The sequence below is a fragment of the Bifidobacterium miconisargentati genome (genome assembly GCF_019331675.1).
Classification (GTDB): domain Bacteria; phylum Actinomycetota; class Actinomycetes; order Actinomycetales; family Bifidobacteriaceae; genus Bifidobacterium; species Bifidobacterium miconisargentati.
The window spans coordinates 284,150-305,584 of the sequence record NZ_JAHBBJ010000001.1 but is presented as its reverse complement, the minus strand read 5'-3'; the positions used below and the strand labels follow the sequence as shown (position 1 = coordinate 305,584).

Sequence of the window (21,435 nt, the reverse complement as noted above, 5' to 3'; positions counted from 1 at the left end):
CCCTCAGTCCGCTTCGCGGACAGCTCCCCTCGGAGAGGGGAGCCAGAATGTCACCCCCCACGTTCTCCGTTCGAGGCTGGCTCACTCTGAACCCGAATGGCAAGGTCACAGCAGCGTGAACCAGGACTGGATCTGATGCCAGACGTTGGGATTGTTGCTGATGAGCGCGTCGTCCCTCGCCGGTACGAAGCAGCTCAGCACGGCCACGGCCAGCGTGAAGAGCACCAGCAGCACGACGGTCCAACGCATCAGCCATCGCCACGGCGTCACGTGCGCGATGCCGTCGCCCGAAACCGCGTCGTTCGCGCCGGCCAATGATTTGCTCGGCTCGCGCCCGTTGACCAGCCACAGCAGCCCCGGAATCGAGGCGAGCGCGGTCAGGTAGCCGAAATCGGCGGAATACCGCCAACCCAAGCCGCCTACGTAGCTGTCGAACACGATGATCACCCCGGCCAATATCAGGCAGGACATGAGCCACGGGCGCATGCCGTGCATCTCAAGGCGGCGTAGGAACGGCAGCACGAGCGCCAACGCCATGAGCGGTGTGGCGGTGAACAGCGCGCCCACCATCACCTCGTAGTAGCCCCAGACCGGCATGGGGGCGGGGGAGAGGGCCAGCCACGGGAAGCTCCGTACGAACCGCAGCGGCAGGCACAGGTAGTACCAGATGGTCACCGGCATATCGCGCAGCGGGGTGACGTACCGGGTCATGTCCGAAACGGAGAACTGGTAGGCGTTGCCGAAGTTGAGCGGGCTGCCGAACCGGACCTTGTTCCACATCATCAGTGGAGCCACCACGGCCACGGCCGGCACGATCACCGCCACGGGCGCGCGCAGCGCGCGCCGCCAGGCCACGCGACGGCCCGCGAGATCGGTGGCCAGCGCGCGGATCTGCGGCCAGAACAGCGGGAAGGCCAGCAACGCCGTGAGCGTGAAGGTGGGGCGGCATCCGAAGTTCGCCGCGATGCACAGCGCGCCAAGCGCGAGTCGGGGCAGGGACAACGGCCGCGCGTCGCCCGCCTGCCAACGGTCGATGGACAGCACCGGCCGGTGCGAGGTGTCCGCGCCCACCCAGAACCACAGTCCCAGCGAGGTCAGCGCCAGCGATGCCGCGAACGGCACCTGATAGAAGTTCGTGCGGTAGATGAGATACCCCGCCTGCGAGCCGAGCAGGGCGCTGGCCACGGTCAGGGAGGCGGCGGCCAGCGAGGTGCGCGGCATCACGCGATGGATGACGCGCAGCACCAGCATCGAGAAGAAGATGATGAACAGCAGCACCAGGAACTGCTCGGCGGCGGCCGTGGGCAACGTATGCCCGGTGATGAGGCGATAGGGCGCGAACAGCAGCACGGCCGGCAGCACGCCGAAATACGAATACCAGTGGCCTTGGTAGTAGACGTAATCCCAGTAGATCGGGCTCACGCCGTCGGCCAGCAGCTTCAGGCGGGTCGGCACGTCATACGGGTCGGCGGTGGCGGCCAGCTGGTCCGGCATCGGCAGATCCAGCCACGTACGCCCGGCGATGAGCGATTCCGCCACATGGCCGTACTGGTCGAAGTCGTAGGTGTATCCGCCGGCGATGTGGAAGGCGAGCGGCATCGAATTCATGAGCTGCCACGCGATCGAGGCGCCGATGGCCACGACGGGCACGGCCATGATGCCGGCGAAGGCGAGCCGCTGGCGAGGACTGTCCGGATCGAACGGGATGCGCCAGAGCCGCGAGCCCGGCCGCCACAGGGCAAGCAGGAGCAGCACCAGCGCCATCGCCGCGATGCGGACGCCGCTGACGTCGAACGGCACGCGAACGTTGGCACGGGCGTTGGAAATCGGCACGACGGCGCCTCGCGTCTCCTGAATCCACACGCGCACGGTGCCCTTGCCGGGGGCCTTGATGTAATGGCTGCGCTCGATGCCGGGGGTGAGCGACTGCGTGCGGCCGGTGGTGACGACGGTGGTGGTCGCGGGGGAGGTCTGCGAACCGGTGCCGGCGGCAGTGGAGCCGGCGGAATCAGTGGAGCCGTTGGAATCCGATGCCGTGCCGTCCGCGACGGTTCCCTCGGTCGTGACGGTGCTGGTCACGTCCACGCGCACGGTGATGGAGGCCAGCGGCTTGGCGACCTGTTTGTCTCCGTTCGCCTTGGATTCCGCCTCGGCCTGCTCGTGAGCCTTCTCGATCGTCTCGCCGGACGACGTATCGATGCGCAGGTACGGCGAGGTGCCGTCCGCGGTCAGCTCCAGATACGCGGCGGTCGGGTCGGTGACGGTCAGCATGCCGTCATCCGTGCGCTTGAGACCCGCACCCAACGTGTTGTGCACCGCGTTGGTGTCCGTGCTGGCGCCCAACGTCCGCCAGAACGGCAGGTTGAAGACGATGCACTCCATCGCTGCGATGGCGAGCGCCGCTGCGATCAGCGCGGCCAGGATACGGCGGGACTTGCGTCGGAGATGTTCGGAAAGCACCCCATTATTCTATCGGCATGATAACGGCATGATGTCGTGCAAACAGGAGACAATGTGAACCATGCCAAAACCACCATCGAACCCCCGCCGTCATGACCATCGCCGTATTTCGCTGCTGGGCGGACTCAAGGATTCGATGAACGCGCTCGCCGCGGACCTTGGTCTGGCCAGGCCTTCCGTCACCAACGCCAACCCGTTCGGCGACGCCCTGCAGGAGGCCAGCGAGCGCAAGGGCGGCGTGATCGACGAGCTCACCCGCCATGCCGTGCCGTTGAGCCCGGTGACCAAACGACGCACCTTCCCCGACCTCGAGAACGTGCCGGAGGGACTGGTGCTGGGCTGGGCGCAACTGCCGCAAACGCAGGGGCGCGGCTTCTCGCTCGGCATCTTCCCCGACCACGATCACTTCGCCCAGGTGGCGTTCGCCGATACGCACGGGCGCGTGTTCGTGGGCACGGATCCGAACATGGACGTGCAGGAGATGCAGCCGCGCTTCATGTTCGGCAAGGAAAAGGACGTGGTCTTCCCGGACGGCGAACGTCTGGGATGGCGTGACGGCGAGCGAGACGGATTCGACCGCGCCGGGGGCGCCTCGGGCGTGGGCGGCACGGCGCGGACCGTCTTCGGCCGTGCGATGGACTTCGCCAGGGACCGCATCGAAGGTCGCTCCCTCGGCCGCTCGGACGGCGAGGATGGGGGCGTCAAGGCCGTGTTCGGCGGCATCGTGGGCCGTGACGACTCCGGCCGCATGACCTGGCTCGCCTCCTGGCTCAAGGCCGGCAACCGGTACACGCTGGAGCAGATGCGCGCCAACCTGCCCGACGACATGCGCCACGACCTGGAATACCGGGACGCCATCACCATCGCGTTCTTCGCCGCATACATGATTCCTCAGATCAACGGGCTGCTCATCGGCTTCGGCTCGGGCAACATCTTCCGCCGGCTCAACCGGGAGGCGCCGATCGGCGCGATCCGCCGATGCGTGCGCGACACCCTGGCCGCCCGCGCCCACGGCATGCGCGCCTCCGGACTGGAGGACCATTTCGCGGACCTCATGCGCGAGGCCGGCGCCCTGGATCAGACGCCGGGTCTGGAACCCGTGCACGGCGCCGAACCGCTGCACCTGTACACCTCCACGTATTCGAACGGCTACTTCTTCACCTGGGACAAGTCGCTGGCGTTCGGCCAGGCGCTGAAATCCCTGAAGATCGAAGGCAACCTCAACCGGTTCGCCGCCGTGAGCGCATGGCTGGAACGCAACGCCTCGCTGGGCCGCACCCCCACGGAGGACACGGTGACCCGCGCCGAGGCCGCGCAGATCGACATGAAACTCATCGAGAACCCGGCCCTGATGGCGCTCGACCCGTACGACGGTGCGGACGAACGCCGTGCCGTGCTGAGCATGGTGGGCGTCGCCGAACACGCGGCCGAGCAGATCCGAGGCGATTTCCCGGATCCGCGGGAGACTGCGGGGGCGGGGGCAGGTATGCCGGGCTCCCCGGCCGGTGAGACGTTCCGCACCGGCGCCGCTCGCCCCGGTGCGGGAGCCGCATCGGACGAGTGGGTCTACCGTCAGGCCCTGTCCTCGCTGCTGCGCCGACTGCGCCTGCCCTACCGTTTCGACGTGGAGTTCCGCTCCCGCCTCGACAGCGGCGAAGTGGCCATCGGCTTCACCACCGCCGGCACGTCCATGATGCCGGACAGCCGTTACGACACGGCCCGTCGCACCTGGCGCACGCTGAGCGGCGCCGAACGCGCTTCGATGAGCGCCGCCTACAACCTGCGTGTGGGCCTCATGATGGCAGCGCTGAGCTTCGGCGCCAGCAGTTCGGTGCGTCAGGTCTCCCTGCACATAGACTCCATCGGCCTGGAGGAGGCCATCGCCGAACAGGACTCCGCCATCGAGGCGATGATGAGCGAGGCGCTGAGCGCGTTCGAACACCTGCGCAGCGGCGATATGGGCCGCGCCGGATCCAAGGCCGACCCCAAGGACGGCGACTTCCACGGCGACCCGACCCGCCCGATCAGCCGCGAGGAGACCTTCGGCCAGCCGTCCGGCGGCGAGGACCATACGTCGGCCCCGGATACGGGTGCTGTGCAGACCGGTGGCCCCGACTCCGGCTCCGCGGGCGGCCAGGAGAGCGGCGACGACTCCATCGACTCCCAGTTCGAGGACCTGATGCGTGGCGTCGACATCGACGAGATGGCCTTCAGCATCGGCGGCGAATCCGGCGACGGGCAGACGGACGGCTCCAACGCCGGCGATGAGCGCGATGCCGATGCCGGCCAGCGTGACGATGCCGTCCCCGCGGACGATGCGGGCGACGACCCGATGAGTGTGCTGCGCCGCAACCCCACCGTACGCAACATGGTCACCGTGACCTTCAGCCGCGACGCCTTCCTCAAGCGTCTCGACACGGACGGCCTCGACAACCCCGAGGACACCTACCGCATGTTCGGCGCCGTGATGGACGTGGACGGCGAAGGCGGTCTCAAGCCCGTCGCGGCCGACTTCGACCTGTCCGACAGCCGCTTCTCGCCCACCGGCTCGCAGGAGGAGCCCGAACTCGCCGATCGCGGCTTCAGCCCCGCCACCGCGCGCGTGCTGGGCGCCAAGGACAGCGCGGGACTGGCCATCCAGCGTGTGGACCTGCTCCAACACGGGGTCAACGAGTTCCACGCGCTCGCGCAGGACGCCTCACTCGATTCCGTGGGCAAGGCGCAACAGGCCATGCGCATCATCGACTCCATCTGCGATCCCGAGCTGACCGCACTGGCCTCCGAAGTGACCAGCGCGCTGATCGACGGCAAGGACACGCCCGATTTCACGTTCACGCTCGCCAACAATCTGGACAAAGAGCGTCTGCGCGCCCGCGACCTGCTGTTCTCCGGCCAGGCCGAGCAGGCCATCGAGGCGGCCGAGGCGGCCGTGGCCCACTTGGACCAGATCTATGCCGCAGGCCCTGGCGTGCCGCGCTACTTCAACTCGTACGCGGAGCGCGTGGTGTACAACCGCCTGTTCGCCACGCCGGACGAACGCACCGTGCTCATCCCAGACAACCTCTTCTACGCGCACATGGAACTGGCGGACGTGCTGAGCCAGATCAAGGGCGCGAAGGCCGCGATCCCGCACCTGAACCGCATGGTGGCCTACGCCCCCGCCTACCCGCTCTCGCACCTGAAGCTCGCCATCCAACTGGCCCGCAGCGAGGACTGGGATTCGGCGCGCGCGGCCTGCCTCAATGCGCTGCGCGTGGCCCTGGATCGGGACGACGCCGCCTTCGCCTACTACCGCTTCGCCTACGCGGAATGGATGCTCGACCGGTTCGACACGGCCGCCGCGGCCTACATCATGAGCGACCACATCGCCCCCGGAGCCATCGGCTCGCTTGAAGGCGAGCTGCAGGAGCTGGTGGCGCGTGCGGATTCGCAGTGCATCGCCGTGCCGGAAAACGTGGAGGCCGCGGCGCACGTGCTCGCCATCCACGACCTGCCGGTCTGGCCGCACATCGAAGTGGCCAGCATCATGCGGGACGCGGCCCGCGTGTGCGTGGACGAAGGCATGTTCGTGCCCGCCCGCACGCTTTCGGTGGCGGTGGCGCGCATGAACGACGGCGAAGGCGACAGCATCGACGTCATCCAAGCACAATTCCTGCGGTCCCTGTCCGCATAAGGGGTTGACCGCCGGCAGCGTGGAGGATGCATTGCCCGACACACTCAAGGCCGTTCGGCCAAGCCTACGGTCTGGCAACGCATCCTCCACGCCGCCGCCTCCGTTCAGATGCATTTTTTGGTGTCTCATTGATAAGGAATCGGGAGCAGCCGGTCGGCTAGGATAGGCGACTATGAGCACTGAACAGCTGGCATGGGATTTTGACGACGGCGACGAGGTGGAGCTCCGCCCGGACGAGGGCGCGACCCGCTTCGCGCCCGGCTCAGCGCAATGGATCGCCGCCCTGACGCCCACCGACGACGACGCTATCCGTCTCGACCGCCTCGACGTGAACGGCCTCGACTCCGAGAACGCCGCACGCCTGTGGGCCAAGGTGGCCGCCTGGGTGGAGGCCGACCAGATCGCCTACTACATCGATGACTCGCCCGTCAGCTCGGACGCCGCCTACGACGCCCGCATGCGCTGCCTCGAAAGGCTCGAAGCCGCCTTCCCCTCGCTGGACAACCCGCAAAGCCCCACCCATCGCGTGGGCGGCACCTTCTCCAACGACTTCACCTCCGTGCGTCACCCCAGCCGCATGATGAGCCTTGACGACGTCTTCTCCATCGAAGAGCTCAAGGACTGGTACGACTCGGTCATCCGCGACCTCGACTGGCCGGAGAGCAAGCCCCTGCCGATGAGCTGCGAGGTCAAGATCGACGGCCTGGCCCTGAACCTCATCTACCGCAACGGCGTGCTCGAACAGGGCCTGACCCGAGGCGACGGCGTCACCGGCGAGGACATCACCCTGAACGTGCGCACCATCGCCTCCATCCCCGCGAACCTCGGCGGACCTAAGGAGGACATCCCCGACTTCGTGGAGATCCGCGGCGAGGTGTTCATGCGCTGGGACGACTTCCGCGCGCTCAACGCCGAACAGGAGGACGCCGGCCGCGCGCCCTTCGCCAACCCACGCAACGCCGCCGCCGGCTCATTGCGCCAGAAGGACCCACGCATCACTGCCACCCGCCGCCTGAGCTTTTACGCCCACGGTCTGGGCCGTCTCACCTGGGGGCCGGATCACCCGCACGGCACGCACGATGTGGTGGCCGACCAGTCCGAGGCCTACGAGCTCTACACCAAGTGGGGCGTGCCCGTCTCCCCGCACAACCGCGCCGTGACCTCTTTCCAGGAGATCCTGGACATGATCGACTACTACGGCGAGCACCGCGGCGACATCGAGCACGCCCTCGACGGCATCGTGGTCAAGGTGGACGATCTCACTTTGCAGCGCACGCTGGGCGCCACCTCGCGCGCCCCGCGCTGGGCCATCGCGTACAAGTACCCGCCCGAGGAGGTCAACACCGAGCTCAAGGACATCATCGTGCAGGTGGGCCGTACCGGCCGCGTGACCCCGGTGGCCATCCTCAAGCCCGTGTACGTGGCCGGCTCCACCGTGGCCCGCACCACGCTGCATAACGCCTTCGAGGTCAAGCGCAAGGGCATTCTCATCGGCGATACCGTAGTGGTGCGCAAGGCCGGCGACGTGATCCCCGAGCTCGTGGGCCCGGTGCTGGAACGCCGCAAGGGCCGCGAGGACCAGCTGCGCGAGTTCGTGATGCCCGAGTACTGCCCCTCCTGCGGCTCCAAACTCGCCCCCGCCAAGGAGGGCGACAAGGACATACGCTGCCTGAACGTGGAAAGCTGCCCGGCCCAGCTCACCGAGCGCGTGATCTCGCTTGCATCCCGCAAGGCCTTCGACATCGAGCATCTGGGCGACCAGTCCGCCATCGCACTGACTAATCCGGAGGAGAACCGGCCTGATTCCACGGCCACCTACGCGCCCGACATCACGGAGATTCTGGTCAAGCCGGGCGAGGAGCCGGAACCGTACGAGCCGGTGCCGGGATTGGAACTGCCCGCACGGCAGACGCCGGTGCTTTCCAGCGAGGCCGGACTGTTCGCGCTGAACATCGCCGACCTCAAGAACGTGTATGTCTGGCGCGAGGCTTCGATCATCGAGGTGCGCGAGGTCGAAGGGCCGGACGGGCGCAAGCGGAAGACCCGCAAGAAGATCGGCGAATCCGGACTGTGGCACCGGGTGCCCGCGTTCTGGACGCTTCCGGTGGCGGCGAGGAAACTCACCGCCAAGCAACTGGCCGAACGCGCGGCGGCTGGGACGGTCACGGCGACGAATGCCGGGGCGGAGCCGGTCGGAGCGATGCCGGCTGTTGGTGCGTCGGTCACCGGCACGTCGCCCGCCACGGGCTATCCCGACTACGACATCCCCGCGGACGCCGAGATCGTGCGTATCGACCATAAGTCCACGCGCAACGGCGTCACGGACGTGCCGATCATCGTGCGCCCGGGCGAGAATACGCGCAAGATGTTCGATGAGATGGACAAGGCGCGTCACGCCGACCTGTGGCGGGTGCTCGTGGCCCTGTCCATCAGGCGGCTCGGCCCGCCCACCGCACGGCTCATCGCCTCCTCGCTTGGCTCGCTGGAAGCCATCGCCTCCGCCACGGTCGAGGACCTGACGCAGATCGACGGCGTGGGTCCGGAGATCGCCGAATCGGTGGTGAACTGGTTCACCGCGGCCCGCGAGCCCGGCGACTGGCGCGGCGAGACGCTGCGCGCCTGGCAGGCCGCCGGCGTGGGCGTGAGCGCGGCCGAAACGAGCACCCTGCCGCAGACCTTGGCCGGCAAGACGGTCGTGGTCACCGGTTCGCTCGAAGGCTATTCGCGCGACTCCGCCAAAGAGGCCATCATCGAACGCGGCGGCAAGGCCGCGGGCTCGGTCAGCAAGAAGACCGACTACGTGGTGGCGGGCGCGAACGCCGGAAGCAAGGCCGCCAAGGCCGAGGAGCTCGGCATCCCCATGCTCGACGAGGCCCAGTTCGCGCGACTGCTCGAAACCGGCGAGGTGGAAGCCGTGTCCGCCGACGGCGATCAGGACACCACGGAATAATCAGGCCGCCGGTGTGATTCCCGCCACGGGCCGATTCGTCGGGGACTCTGGCATGCCGGCGCGGCACACGCTAGTCTGGTACGCGGCAATAAAGGAGGATGCATGACTGATACCCGTGAGATCGAAGCCGCCATCTACGACCGTCTGAGCCGCGTCATCGACCCCGAACTCGGCCGGTCCGTGACCGATCTGGGCATGATCGCCGCCATCGACGCGGTGCCGGCATCCGGCGCGGACGGCAACGGCTACGACGTCACCGTGCATGTGGAACTCACGGTCGAGGGCTGCCCGCTCTCGGAGACCATCACCAACCAGATCAACGGCGCCGTGGCCTCCTATCCGGACGCCACGCTCACCCCGCACATCGAGGTCAGCTCGATGAGCCGCGACAAGCTCGACGACCTCGTGGCTGACCTCAAGGCCGAACGCAAGCAGAACCCGTTCAACAAGCCCGGCGTCAAGACCCGCATCTTCGCCATCGCCTCCGGCAAGGGCGGCGTGGGCAAGTCCTCGGTCACCGCGAACCTCGCGGCCACGTTCGCCGCGCTCGGCTACGACACCGCCGCCATCGACGCGGACATCTACGGTTTCTCCCTGCCGCGCCTGTTCGGCGTGCACACCCAGCCCACGAACCTCAATGGCATGCTCATGCCGGTGACCGCATGGGGCGTCAAACTCATCTCCATCGGCATGTTCGCCGGCGCGGACCGGGCGATTCTGTGGCGCGGCCCGCGTCTGCAGCGCTCCCTGGAACAGTTCCTCTCCGACGTGTGGTGGGGTCAGCCGGACGTGCTACTGCTCGACTTGGCTCCCGGCACCGGCGACATGGCCATCTCCGTGGCCCAGGCGCTGCCGAACGCCGAACTCGTGGTGATCACCACCCCGCAGCCCTCCGCCTCGGACATCGCCGTGCGTTCCGGCCTCGTGGCATTGCAGGTGCCGATGAAGGTGCGTGGCGTGGTGGAGAACATGAGCTACTACGAGCACAAGGGCGAACGTCTGCACATCTTCGGCGAGGGCGGCGGCCAGCGCGTCTCCGAACAGCTCATCGAGGCATTGGGCTACGATGTGCCGCTCATGGCCCAGCTGCCGCTCGTGCCCGAAGTGCGCGAGACCGGCGAGGCCGGGCGTCCCGCCGTGCTCGATGCGGACGGCGCGCTGCGCACCGACGGCATCGGTGCCACGTTCCGCGTTCTGGCGGAACAGCTCATGGCGTAGTCAGGCATACGCGACTATTGAGTTTGGGCGGTGTCGGCATGACTCGGCACCGCCACGTGACCGGCGTATGCCGGCGGTGATACCGGCGTGACAACCGCCGCATGACCGATGAACAGGACCAGGCGCGAGGCCGGCGGACCGCCTATAATGCCGTCCCGAGGAAGGGACTCAATCGTGTCTGATCAGAAGAATGCCGGCGCGGCGGTCAAGGCCGCGCTGCTTGCCAATGTCGGTGTCGCCTGCGCCAAATTCGCCGCGGCCGCGTTCACCGGCTCGTCATCCATGTTCTCCGAATCCGTACACTCGGTGGCGGATTGCGCGAACGAACTCGTGCTTATGGTCGGCGACAAGGCATCCGACCATAAATCGCGCGGCGACCATCCGTTCGGCCTGCACCGCGTGAAGTACCTCGCCAGCTTCATCGTGGCCACGCTGCTGTTTTTCGTCGGCGGTGTATTCGCCGTCTCCCAGGCCGCGGGCAAACTCGCCGGACTGCTGGACGGCTCGGCCTCCCGCCAGGCGAACTCCCTGGAGCTCGTCGCGGCGCTGGTGGTGGTCGGCGTCTCCGCATGCCTTGAGGGGTATGGCCTGCATACGTCCATCCATGAGGCGCGCGGCCGCATGAAGCGCGTGCAGGTCGAGGACGATTCGCTGATCGGCTTCTGGCGGCGCACCAAATCCGCCGAACTCGCCTCCGTGATGATGGAGGACACACTGGCGCTTATCGGCCTGGCATTCGCAGGGCTCGGCATCGGCCTGTCCATCGTCACCGGCGACGAGCTCTACGATGCCATCGGCGGCATGCTCGTCGGCCTCGTGCTGGTGTGCGGTTCGGCCGCGTTGGCGTTCAAGTCCGGCTCGCTGCTGGTGGGCGAGAGCTTGGACCGCAGCACGCGCGAACTCGTGGTTCATGCGGTGGAGGGTACCGATGGCGTGGACCGGCTCATCAACATGCAGGCCATCCATATGGACGAGGACTCCGTATTGCTGTGCCTCAAGGTGGAGACCTCCAAGCTCGACCGCGATTATGACGTGCAGACCGTGGACAAGATCGAGACCAACATCCGTCGTGCCCTGCCTTGGTACGAGTGGGAGATCTACGTGGAGCCGGACATCTGGCGCGCCCAGGGAGCGGCCTAGCCGGTCCGGCCCAAGATTTGTTGTCCGGACGATTTGTCGCCCGGACGAGGGTTTCCCGATGAGTCGCATCCCGATTGCAGCGGGTCCACTCGATACAATGAATGTTTATGGGAAAGACGACGATCAGGGTTCAGTTCGATGACCCGTTGGATGCGGCGCATTTCCTTCAGCAGTGCCGCCGGAAGGGGCTCGACGCGGAGCTGGAGGATTCGCGTCCGCAGGTCAAACGCAACGGTCCGGCACTGGCGGCATGGCTCAAATCGCACCCCGGCTGGTATGAGGTGGGGGAGTCCGTTAATCGCACGGCGGCGAACAAGGCGGTGCTGAAGATCCGCAACGGCGAGCGACGCGGCTTCGAAAGCGGCAAATTCGAGGCGCGTATGGAGAACCACGACGGCCGCTGGCTTGTGTACGCGCGCCATGTGGGCCGGCCCAAACCCCAACCCGGTGAAGGCATGGAGCCGCTGTTCTGAAGCCGGGGTTTGAAATGGCATGCAGTTCTGGCCTGGAGGTGCCATCGTCGGCGGGGCTGCTACCACTCAACGCAGTGGATGGCTTCGCCAAACCAAGCTTTGACATTAAGTCCTGATGGACTACCCCTCAGTCGGTTTTGCCGGCAGCTCCCCTGACAAGGGGAGCCGAGAGAACCAACAGGTCCCGATACAAACTGGAGGAACCAAACGTGAACGCAACGAAGCGTCTCGATCTCATACCGTGTCCGTCGTCGATGCGATATCTGGACGGTGAAGTCCGGCTCGGCCCGCAGCCGGCCATCACGAGGCGGTGCCCGGCGGACTGGGTGCTGGACGTGCCAATCAGCCAGCTTGCCGACGAGTTGCGGCTTAATCGTGACTGTCCGGTAGCGCACTCATCCGATGACATCGCTCTGACTTCCGACCGTCGACTTGCCGCCGACGAGTACACGATTGACATCCGCGGTACCGGTACGGACCATGACGGTGGACCGGGATCTGGAAGCAACCGAGAAGGCAACGATTCCACGGAACCGGCGTCGGTCCGCATCACCATCGCCGCAGGAGGCGAGGCCGGCCTGCGCTACGGCATCCAGACGCTCCGCCAGATCGTACGGCAGTCCCCGCATACGTTGCCATGCCTGCATATCCAGGACAGGCCGGCGTTCACCACTCGTGCCTACAGTCTCGACGTGACGCGCGGTCGCGTCCCCACCTTGAGCTTCCTGCAATGGTTCGCAGACCAGTTGGCCTTCTATAAGTACAATCAGTTCCAGCTCTACGTGGAGCACACCTTCGCGTTCGAGGGTCTGAGCGAATCATGGCGCGGCACCGACCCGCTGACCGCGGAGGACATCAAGCAATTGGATCGCTACTGCGCGGCCCGTGGCATCGAACTCGTGCCGTCCCTCGCCACATTCGGCCACATGTACATGAACCTACGTACCCGCACCTACCGTGAGCTCGGCGAATTCCCCGAGCAGGCGGACCGGCCGTTCAGTTTCGTGGAGCGACAGGAGCATCACACGCTCAACGCCGCCGACCCGCGGGCGTTGCGGTTCGCGCAGGGACTCATCGGCCAGTACGCCCCGTTGTTCCGCTCCCGCTTCTTCAACATCGGCGGCGACGAGACCTTCGACCTCGGCCGCGGACAGTCGGCGAAGGACGCACCGAACGCGAGCCGCAGCGAACTGTACGCCGGATTCGTCACCGGACTGTGCCGCACCCTGGCCGAGCACGGCAGCACGCCGATGCTCTGGGCGGACATCGCCCTCGAATCGCCGGAGACCATGGCACTGCTGCCGCACGACATCATCATGCTCAACTGGATGTACGAGCCCGAAATCGACGAAAACAAGGTACGGGCCATCGCCGAACAGGGACGTCGTCAGTTCGTCTGCCCTGCCGTGCGCACCTGGAACAGGTTGTTCCCCGATTTCGCGGGCGCGTGGACGAATATCACACACATGGCCGAGGCCGGGCGCAAGTACGGTGCCGAAGGTATGCTCGTCACCGATTGGGGTGACTACGGGAACGTCAACGATCCGCGACTGAGTCTGCCGGGCCTGTGCTACGGCGCGCAACAGTCGTGGAATCCGGGGGAGTGCGGTGCCGGGGTGGATTGCGGCTGTGATTCGTTTGATAACGGGGTTGCGGACGGCTTCGCGGCGATGAATGCGCGTATCTCGCGGCTGGTGTACGGCGATGCGTCCGGCCGGGTGATGGGCGAACTGGCTACGCTTGCCGGTTCCGCCACGTCGTTCACCTGGGATCTGGCGGTGCAGGTGCTGGAGCTGGATGCCGGTGACGGCTCGCTGAATACCCAGGTGGCCGCGCGCGTGGAGCAGATGTATGACGGGGGAGTGCTCGCCTTCGAATGTGCGCAGGGGTGCGTTGATGCCCGTCGCCGTCTGCTGATGGCGAACCGGGACATGATTATGCAGCGCGATGCCTGTAATCATCGACTTGATGAGGATAAGCGTGCCATCCGCGCGGCGTTGATTGGCGATTCCGCCGAATCAGCCGAAGCGGATATGGTTCAGAATCATCCGCGATATGGCGAATCGGACGGCTTCGGACGTGCGGGGGAGCATCGGGCTGATGGCTTGACTGACACCAATCGGACTTACGAGCTGGTCCGGATCATGGCCGACGGCCAGCGTCTGCTCAACGACTTGGGCGTGGAACTGCTGGCGATAGCGGAGCGGAATACCGGGGCCGGCGCTAATGCTGGCGCTCCAGACAGTGCCGGGAATGCATCAGCGGAGTCGCAATCGGTAGATGGCACCGATTCTCGGGCTGAACACCGTTATCGACTTGCCGCGCAGCTGGAACTCTGGTTCGAGCGGTACCGCCAGTCGTGGCTGGAAATCGGTCGCCCCGCCGAATTGGACCGCATCGCCCATGTGGTTTGGAGCCACGCCGATATCCTGCGGGCCGGCGAGCTTTATAGTTAGCGGTCTTTTGAGTCCAGAAGCAGGTCGTTCCTGACCCCAAAAGACCGCAAATCACGCTTCCAGCGGTCTTTCGGATCTAGAAAGAGCCTGCTTCTGTACTCAAAAGACCGCAAAACGCCTATTCATCGGTCTTTTCAGTACAGGAGATCAGCGTTTCTGCACTGAAAAGACCGCTAGAACTGCTCCTCGTAGCAGCACGGCCATTGACAGAGGACGAGCGTTGACTTACGGCCCCCATACCGCATAACGCAGAAAGGGTGTCCAACCGGCACATGCGGTTGGACACCCTTTCGTATCCCAAGTATTCAGAAAACGCCGGAATCCCAACGTTTTCCGAAGCTACCTATCAGATGTGGTAGTACAGCTCGTACTCGAGCGGGGTCGGGGTCAGGCGAGCCTGATCGATCTCGTCGCGCTTGAGGCCAATCCAGGTCTCGATGAGGTCATCGGTGAACACGTCGCCGGCGGTGAGGAAGTCGTGATCCTCTTCCAGGGCGTCCATGGCCTCGGCCAGGGAGCTCGGAACCTGCTTGATGCCGGCGTGCTCTTCCGGCGGCAGCTCGTAGAGATCCTTGTCGACCGGCTCCGGGGGCTCGATGTGGTTCAGGATGCCGTCCAGGCCAGCCATCAGCTGGGCGGAGAAGGCCAGGAACGGGTTGCAGGACGGATCCGGAGCGCGGAACTCGATGCGCTTGGCAGCCGGGGAGGTGCCGGCCAGCGGGATACGGATGGCGGCGGAACGGTTGCGGGCGGAGTACACCAGGTTGACCGGAGCCTCGAAGCCCGGGACCAGACGGTGGTAGGAGTTCAGGGACGGGTTGGTGAAGGCCAGCACGGAGGAGGAGTGCTTGATCAGACCGCCGATGTACCAACGGGCGATGTCGGACAGGCCGGCGTAACCCTTCTCATCGTAGAACAGCGGCTTGCCGTCCTTCCACAGGGACTGGTGGCAGTGCATGCCGGTGCCGTTGTCGCCGGCGATCGGCTTCGGCATGAAGGTGGCGGACTTGCCGGCCAGGGCAGCGGTCTCGTGGACGACGTACTTGTACTTCATCAGGTCATCGCCAGCGTGCTGCAGGGTGTTGAAGCGGTAGTTGATCTCCTGCTGACCAGCGCCGGCCACCTCGTGGTGGGAACGCTCGAGGATCAGGCCGACCTTCTGCAGGTTGGCGACCATGTCGTCGCGCAGGTCCTGGGTGTGGTCGATCGGCGGAACCGGGAAGTAGCCCTTCTTGACGCGGTTCTTGAAGCCGATGTTCGGGGTGCCGTCTTCCTCAACGTCAACGCCGGAGTTCCACGGGGCCTCGATGGAGTCCACCTCGTAGAAGGAGCGGTTCATGCCGTTCTCGAAACGCACCTTGTCGAAGATGAAGAACTCGGCCTCAGGGGCGAAGGAGGCGGTGTCGGCGATGCCGGTGGACTTCAGGTAAGCCTCGGCCTTGCCGGCGACCTGACGAGGATCGCGGGAGTACGGCTCGTCGGTCAGCGGGTCGACGATGGAGAAGGCCACGTCGAGGGTCTTGTGCTTGCGGAACGGATCCACGAAGGCGGTGGCCACATCCGGCACCAGCTTCATGTCGGACTCGTTGATGGCCTGGAAGCCCTGAACGGAGGAGCCATCGAACGGCATGCCGTCGGTAAAGGCGTCCTTCAGGAACTCGCTAGCCGGCACAGTGAAGTGCTGCTGAACGCCGATCAGATCGGTGAAACGAACGGAGACATACTCGATGCCTTCCTTGTTGATAAGGGCCTCGGCGTCTTCCTTGGTCTTGAGTTCGGTCACGGGACCGCTCCTTTCATATGGAATGTAACGGTCTCTATCGTAAAATCGCGCGTTTCGCAAGGTCGTAACTTGGGTTACGAGAATGTTTCGGCGCGGTTGACTGGGTTCGCAGAACCCCGGTATTCCGGGGAAACGCAATATGACTTCGTGATACGGGAGCCGTTTGGCACGTCCGTAAAGTGGACAGCTGGTGTTTCAGGTGTGTGCCTCACGGTGAGTGGGTGACTCCGGCAGGCTTCCCTCAGCGATGGGGCCAAGGCGGGCCGAATACGGTAAGGGCCCGGAACCTCGTGTGAGATTCCGGGCCCTTACCGGGAAAAACGTTACGTCGCCGGCGCATCGTCGGCGATCGTCAACCGGTCAGACTCAGCGACCGCGCATCGCGCGACGGGAGATCTTCTGGCGGTGGTTCGGATCGATGCCCTTGGGGATGCCGTAGCCGGACTTGGCCTGCAGCGTGCGCAGACGATCGTTGAGGGTCTCCACCTCGGCCTTGGTCAGCAGGAAGCGGCGGCGCGGGTGGATCTTGGCGACCAGCGCGTTCTTGTGGTTGGTGGGCTCGTAGCTCTTGGCCTTGGTCACGGCCTTGCGCACGTCCTTGAGGGCCACCTGCTTGGGGCCGTGGCCCACGCAGATGCGGTAGACCGGGATGGCGGAACCGGCGGTGACGCCCTTGATCTCGCGCTCCTGACGATCCATGGCCTTCATCACACGGCCGTACTCGCCCTCGCCGATCAGGTAGATGCCGTTCAGGGAGGTGCCGCGCCAGATGGCATCCTTGGTGCGCGGGTCGATCCACACCGGTTCCTGCGGGAAGTTGAAGCCGGCCTTGTTCATGTTGCTGAGCACGCCGATGGCGGCACCGGGCTTGCCGTCGATCTGCTTGTATCCCACGGCGTCGGCGCGGCGGGTGAGCATCATGGTGGCCAGCAGCATGCCGAGCATCACGGCGGTGATCATCAGGAAGATCCAGGTCAGCCAGGTCCACTTGAAGATCAGGCCGATGATCACGGCCACCACCACGGGCAGCAGGAACGAACCGGCCTCAAGCCACGGCAGGGACTTGTCTTCCTTGGCCGTGTACTTGTAGATCTGGATGATCTGCTTGATCGTGCTCTGCTTCTTGGGCTTAGCGTCCTTTTCCGCCATCACTTCTTCCTTTGCTGGAACGAAACACACTGAGCATCAACTGTATCAGGTGCGCTGGTCCGCGCATCTCCGACTGGTCCGCGTCTTTCCGGTTGCGTTGCGTGTGCTGCGCGCCTCAGCGCGTGTGCAGCGGCCGGCCGTCCGCCTTGAGCAACGCCTCGCCGAGCGCCTCGACGAACGTGGGATGGGGGTGGATGAGCCGGGCCGCGTCCGAGAGCGGCACCCGGTTGCCCACCAGCTGTTCGGCTTCGGCGATGATGTCCGAGGCGATGGGGGAGACCATATGCACGCCGAGCACGCGCGGGGTGTCCGGATCGGCGGCGTCGCAGCCGGAGACGATGGTCAGCGATCCGGCCGTGCCGCGCATGAGCATGCGTGCGTTGGCCATCATCGGGTAGACGGTCTCCTTGACCTCCACCAGATCCTCGCGCGACTGCGCCTGTTCGATGGTCAGTCCCACCGAGGCCGCTTCAGGTGAGGAGAAGACGATCTGCGGCACGGTGTCCTCGTCCACCGGCTTGGCGTGCAGCCCGGCCAGTGTCTCCGCGATGACGATGCCCTGCTCGAAGGCGCGATGGGCCAGCGCATGGCCCGCGGTCACATCGCCCACGGCCCAGACTCCGGGCTTGCTGGCACGTCCGTACGCATCGGTGACCACGTAGCCGCCGTCCATGAGGTCCACGGCCCACGCCGGGTCGGTGAGCGGGGTGCGGCCGATGGCGGCCAGTGCGATCTCGCCCCAGACGCTCTGCTCGCCGTCCTGTCCCTCGCGGGTGTAGTGCACGGTGGCGCCGAGGTTCGCGCCCACGTCCACATGGGTCACGGCGGTTCGGGTGATGACGTTGACGCCGTGACGTTTGAGTTCGCGGGTCAGTGTCATGCCGGAGCGACGGTCCCAGGCGGACAGCACGCGGTCCTTGCGGATGAGCAGGGTCACGTTCGAACCGGCCGCGTTCCACATCGAGGCGAATTCCAGGGCGACGGCGCCGGCGCCGATGATGACGGCCGAGGAGGGGAATTCGTTCAGTTCGAGGGCCTGCGTGGAATCGATGAGCGCGCCGGCGAACGGGGTGCCGGGCAGCGGGCGGGGTGCGGCGCCGGTGGCGAGCACCACGTTCGGTGCGATGACGTCCAGCGCGGCGCCGGCCGGTTCGGGAACGTCCGCCTTGTGGAATGCCTGGATCTCGCTTTGGCCGGGGGAGGGGAGCAGATGGACGATGTGCCGGCCGTCCGAATCCGTCTGGTCGGCGTTGAAGGATGCGGCGGCGCGCAGCACGGTGATGCCGCGGTGGGCGAGGAGTCCGGCGAGCCCGCGAACCATGGTGTCCACCATGCGTAGGCGGTAGTCGCGCAGGGTGCCGAAGTCGATGCCCTCCACGGAGGCGTTGACGCCGAGTTCGGCCGCACGGTGCACGGTGTCGATGGTGTGGGTGGCGGTGATGAGCGCCTTGGAGGGGATGCAGCCGCGGTTGAGGCATGTGCCGCCCACGGTGGCGTCGCGTTCGATCAAAGCGACCTTCATGCCGAGTTCGGCGGCGCGCAGGGCCGTGGAATAGCCGCCGGGGCCGGCTCCGATGATCGCCACGTCAAACTGTTCGCTCTGTCCGCTCATGAATCCTCCCTGAATCGAAGTGCCGGCATTCGTTTTCCGCTCAAAAAACAGTTGTGGCTCCCATCATAGGGAGCCACAACACGTTATGCCGGCAGCCGACGCCGCCAACCTGGTGAAAAGAACTAGTCCTCCGGCCAGTGACCGCGCTTGTCGTAACGCGGCTTGGGCAGACGCCAGCGGCGCATCTGGATCGCACGGCTCCAGGCGTAGGAGAACGAGCGGGAGCCCTTAGCCACGGAGGCCTCGCCGTACTTGGCGATGAGCTTGGCCTTGAGCTTGCGCCACATCAGCCACACATCGATGATCACGGCGATCAGGTAGCCGTACATGAGCACCATCATGATGATGGAGGACCATGCGTTCGCGTACACGGACGTGACCACCATCGAAACGATCAGAATAGCGAAGGCCACCGGAATGAACCATTCGCCGATGTTGAAGCGGGCATCCACGTAATCGCGGATGTAGATGCGCCACGGCAGACGCTCGGACTTGGGCATGTGGTTGAGATCGCCCTTCTGCATGGCCTCGTACTCGGCGTTCTCACGCTCGCGCATACGGGCCTTGGCGGCCTTGGCGCTGGCTTTGCGGTCGGCGGGGACCAGCGGCCGGATGCCGGCGGCCTGGGCCTGCTTCATCTTCGGAGTCGGGCGGCCCTTCGGTCCGTTGGGGTCGGTCTTCTTGACGGCCTTGGCGCTCTGCTCAACGGGAGCCTGGGCCTCTTCCTTCTTCTTGAACGGATTCCATGTCATGCTTTGAGGTTACGGTGACGTTCAGACACTGTTCAAGCGGTGTTTGCGGACTGCAACCGCTGCAATGACGCCGTTATATATAGAGGAGGGCATATGGCCGCACCCAACGCCGGCACGCTGGACGCCGAGCTGATCCGTTCGCGCGTGGAATCCGACTGGAACCGCATCGTGGAGCTGCTTTCGCGCAAGATCGCGCTGCAGTCGGTCTCCGCCAAGGGCATCACCGCCGAGCACATGAAGCGTTCGGCCGAATTCGTGGCCGAGGAGCTCAGGCTGGTGGGCGTGGACGCCAAGGTGGTTCAGGCCGCGAACGAGGACGGCACCCCGGGTGCCTGGGAGGTCATCGGCTCGCGCATCGTGGACCCGAACGCCCCGACCGTGCTGCTGTACGCGCACCATGACGTGCAGCCCGTGCCGGACGCCTCCGCCTGGGACACCGACCCGTTCGTCGCCACCGAGATCGACGGCCGCCTCTACGGTCGCGGCTCCGCGGACGACGGCGGCGGCATCGCCATCCACTCCGGCGCGTTGAAGGCCCTGGGTGACGATCTCAAGGTGAACATCAAGGTGTTCATCGAAGGCGAGGAGGAGATGGGCTCGCCGAGCTTCATCCCGTTCATCTCCGCCCACAGGGAGGAGTTCGCCGCGGATGTGATCATCGTGGCCGATTCGGGCAACTGGGCGGCGGACATCCCCTCCCTGACCACCTCGCTCAGGGGCAACACCACCGTGGACGTCACCGTGCGCGGCCTGAAGCACCCGGTGCATTCCGGCCAGTACGGCGGCCCGATCCTGGACTCCAACACACTCGCCGCGATGCTCATCTCCTCCCTGTACGACGACAACGGCGAACTGGCCGTGCCGGGCATCGCCTCCGAGGAGCCGGTGGGCGGCCTGCAGCAGGACGTGGACGAGAACGGCGTGCGCGCCGACGCGGGCGTGGTCGACTCCTACGTGCTCGCCGGCACCGGTTCGCTGGCCTCCCGCCTGTGGACCAAGCCCGCGCTCGCGGTGATCGGCTTCGACGCCCAGCCGGTCGAGGGCTCGTTCAACGTGATCAGCCCGGAGACGCGATTCCGTCTGTCCCTGCGCACCGCGCCGAGCCAGCGCCCCGAGGAGGCGCAGGCCGCGCTGATGGAGTATCTGAAGCGCTCCGCGCCGTTCGGTGCCGAAGTGGAGGTCGAGGCCGGCGAGAACGGCATGGGCTGGGCCATGGATCCGAACGCGGAGGCCACCAAGGATGCGCTGGAGGCCATGGAGGAGGCGTTCGGCGTGGCCCCGATCAACCAGGGCCAGGGTGGTTCCATCCCGTTCATCCCCGAACTGCAGCGCCTCTTCCCGGGCGCCCAGGTGCTCGTCACCGGCCCGGAGGACCCGAAGGCCAACGCGCACAGCCCCAACGAATCCATCTCGCTGCCCGGTCTGAAGGACAACGTCATCACCGAGGCCCTGCTGCTCGACAAGCTGGGTAGGTAGCTAGAAGATATGTGAATATCAGGGAAACATAGGGCGTCCGCACACCCCTGACGTTCCGAATATCAAGCCGCCGTCAAAGTCGCTATTGCCTTTGACGGCGGCTTGTCTTATAGTCGGGGAGTTGACACGGGAGCTGCCGTAGGGCGGCTGAGAGGAGACGGAAGTCTCGACCGATGGAACGTGACCGGGTAATGCCGCTTCACGGAATTGTCGCTCTTACATACCCGTGCCTGAACCAATCCGCGTGGGGTTACTCGTCATGACCCGCGCGAAGAGAGAAGAGAGGGCACTCA

The 21,435-nt window shown here is 65.7% G+C and carries 12 protein-coding genes; 7 read left to right on the top strand and 5 right to left on the bottom strand.

The annotated features are described in order from the left end of the window. Positions 1-105: 105 nt before the first annotated feature. Positions 106-2,382 (bottom strand): hypothetical protein, encoded by a 2,277-nt coding sequence (locus KIH81_RS01280; protein ID WP_236029087.1) that lies wholly within the window; start codon positions 2,380-2,382, stop codon positions 106-108. A gap of 214 nt (positions 2,383-2,596) precedes the next feature. On the opposite strand from KIH81_RS01280, the gene KIH81_RS01270 reads away from it, so the two are divergent. The 6 genes from KIH81_RS01270 (at position 2,597) to KIH81_RS01245 (ending at position 14,370) form a co-directional block, all read left to right on the top strand. Continuing rightward, complete coding sequence (locus KIH81_RS01270) at positions 2,597-6,133, top strand: tetratricopeptide repeat protein (protein WP_420829108.1); 3,537 nt, start codon at positions 2,597-2,599, stop codon at positions 6,131-6,133. A gap of 172 nt (positions 6,134-6,305) precedes the next feature. Then, positions 6,306-9,083, top strand: a complete 2,778-nt coding sequence (ligA, locus tag KIH81_RS01265; protein WP_214303720.1) for an NAD-dependent DNA ligase LigA — start codon at positions 6,306-6,308, stop codon at positions 9,081-9,083. Between the two features lie 102 nt (positions 9,084-9,185). Then, complete coding sequence (locus KIH81_RS01260; RefSeq protein WP_214303719.1) at positions 9,186-10,301, top strand: Mrp/NBP35 family ATP-binding protein; 1,116 nt, start codon at positions 9,186-9,188, stop codon at positions 10,299-10,301. A gap of 108 nt (positions 10,302-10,409) precedes the next feature. Next, positions 10,410-11,441, top strand: a complete 1,032-nt coding sequence (locus tag KIH81_RS01255) for a cation diffusion facilitator family transporter (protein WP_214303718.1) — start codon at positions 10,410-10,412, stop codon at positions 11,439-11,441. A gap of 107 nt (positions 11,442-11,548) precedes the next feature. Beyond that, positions 11,549-11,914: a hypothetical protein gene (locus KIH81_RS01250; RefSeq protein WP_109056869.1), complete on the top strand. Its 366-nt coding sequence runs from the start codon at positions 11,549-11,551 to the stop codon at positions 11,912-11,914. Between the two features lie 254 nt (positions 11,915-12,168). Further along, positions 12,169-14,370, top strand: coding sequence for a beta-N-acetylhexosaminidase (locus tag KIH81_RS01245; protein WP_214303739.1), 2,202 nt, complete (start codon positions 12,169-12,171; stop codon positions 14,368-14,370). A gap of 346 nt (positions 14,371-14,716) precedes the next feature. Here KIH81_RS01245 and glnA read toward each other — a convergent pair whose 3' ends face one another. The 4 genes from glnA to KIH81_RS01225 form a co-directional block, all read right to left on the bottom strand. After that, positions 14,717-16,153, bottom strand: coding sequence for a type I glutamate--ammonia ligase (gene glnA, locus KIH81_RS01240; RefSeq protein ID WP_109056871.1), 1,437 nt, complete (start codon positions 16,151-16,153; stop codon positions 14,717-14,719). 366 nt (positions 16,154-16,519) lie between these two features. Next, positions 16,520-17,302, bottom strand: a complete 783-nt coding sequence (locus KIH81_RS01235) for a DUF4191 domain-containing protein (protein WP_214303717.1) — start codon at positions 17,300-17,302, stop codon at positions 16,520-16,522. 115 nt (positions 17,303-17,417) lie between these two features. Next, positions 17,418-18,914 carry a dihydrolipoyl dehydrogenase family protein gene (locus tag KIH81_RS01230; protein WP_214303716.1) on the bottom strand — a complete coding sequence of 499 codons (1,497 nt, stop codon included), beginning with the start codon at positions 18,912-18,914 and terminating at the stop codon, positions 17,418-17,420. Between the two features lie 122 nt (positions 18,915-19,036). Further along, on the bottom strand, positions 19,037-19,666 hold the full coding sequence (locus KIH81_RS01225) for a DUF3043 domain-containing protein (RefSeq protein ID WP_109056874.1): 630 nt from the start codon (positions 19,664-19,666) through the stop codon (positions 19,037-19,039). 93 nt (positions 19,667-19,759) lie between these two features. Here KIH81_RS01225 and KIH81_RS01220 point away from each other — a divergent pair, with 93 nt between their 5' ends. Further along, positions 19,760-21,142, top strand: a complete 1,383-nt coding sequence (locus tag KIH81_RS01220; protein WP_214303715.1) for a dipeptidase — start codon at positions 19,760-19,762, stop codon at positions 21,140-21,142. Positions 21,143-21,435 lie beyond the last annotated feature (293 nt).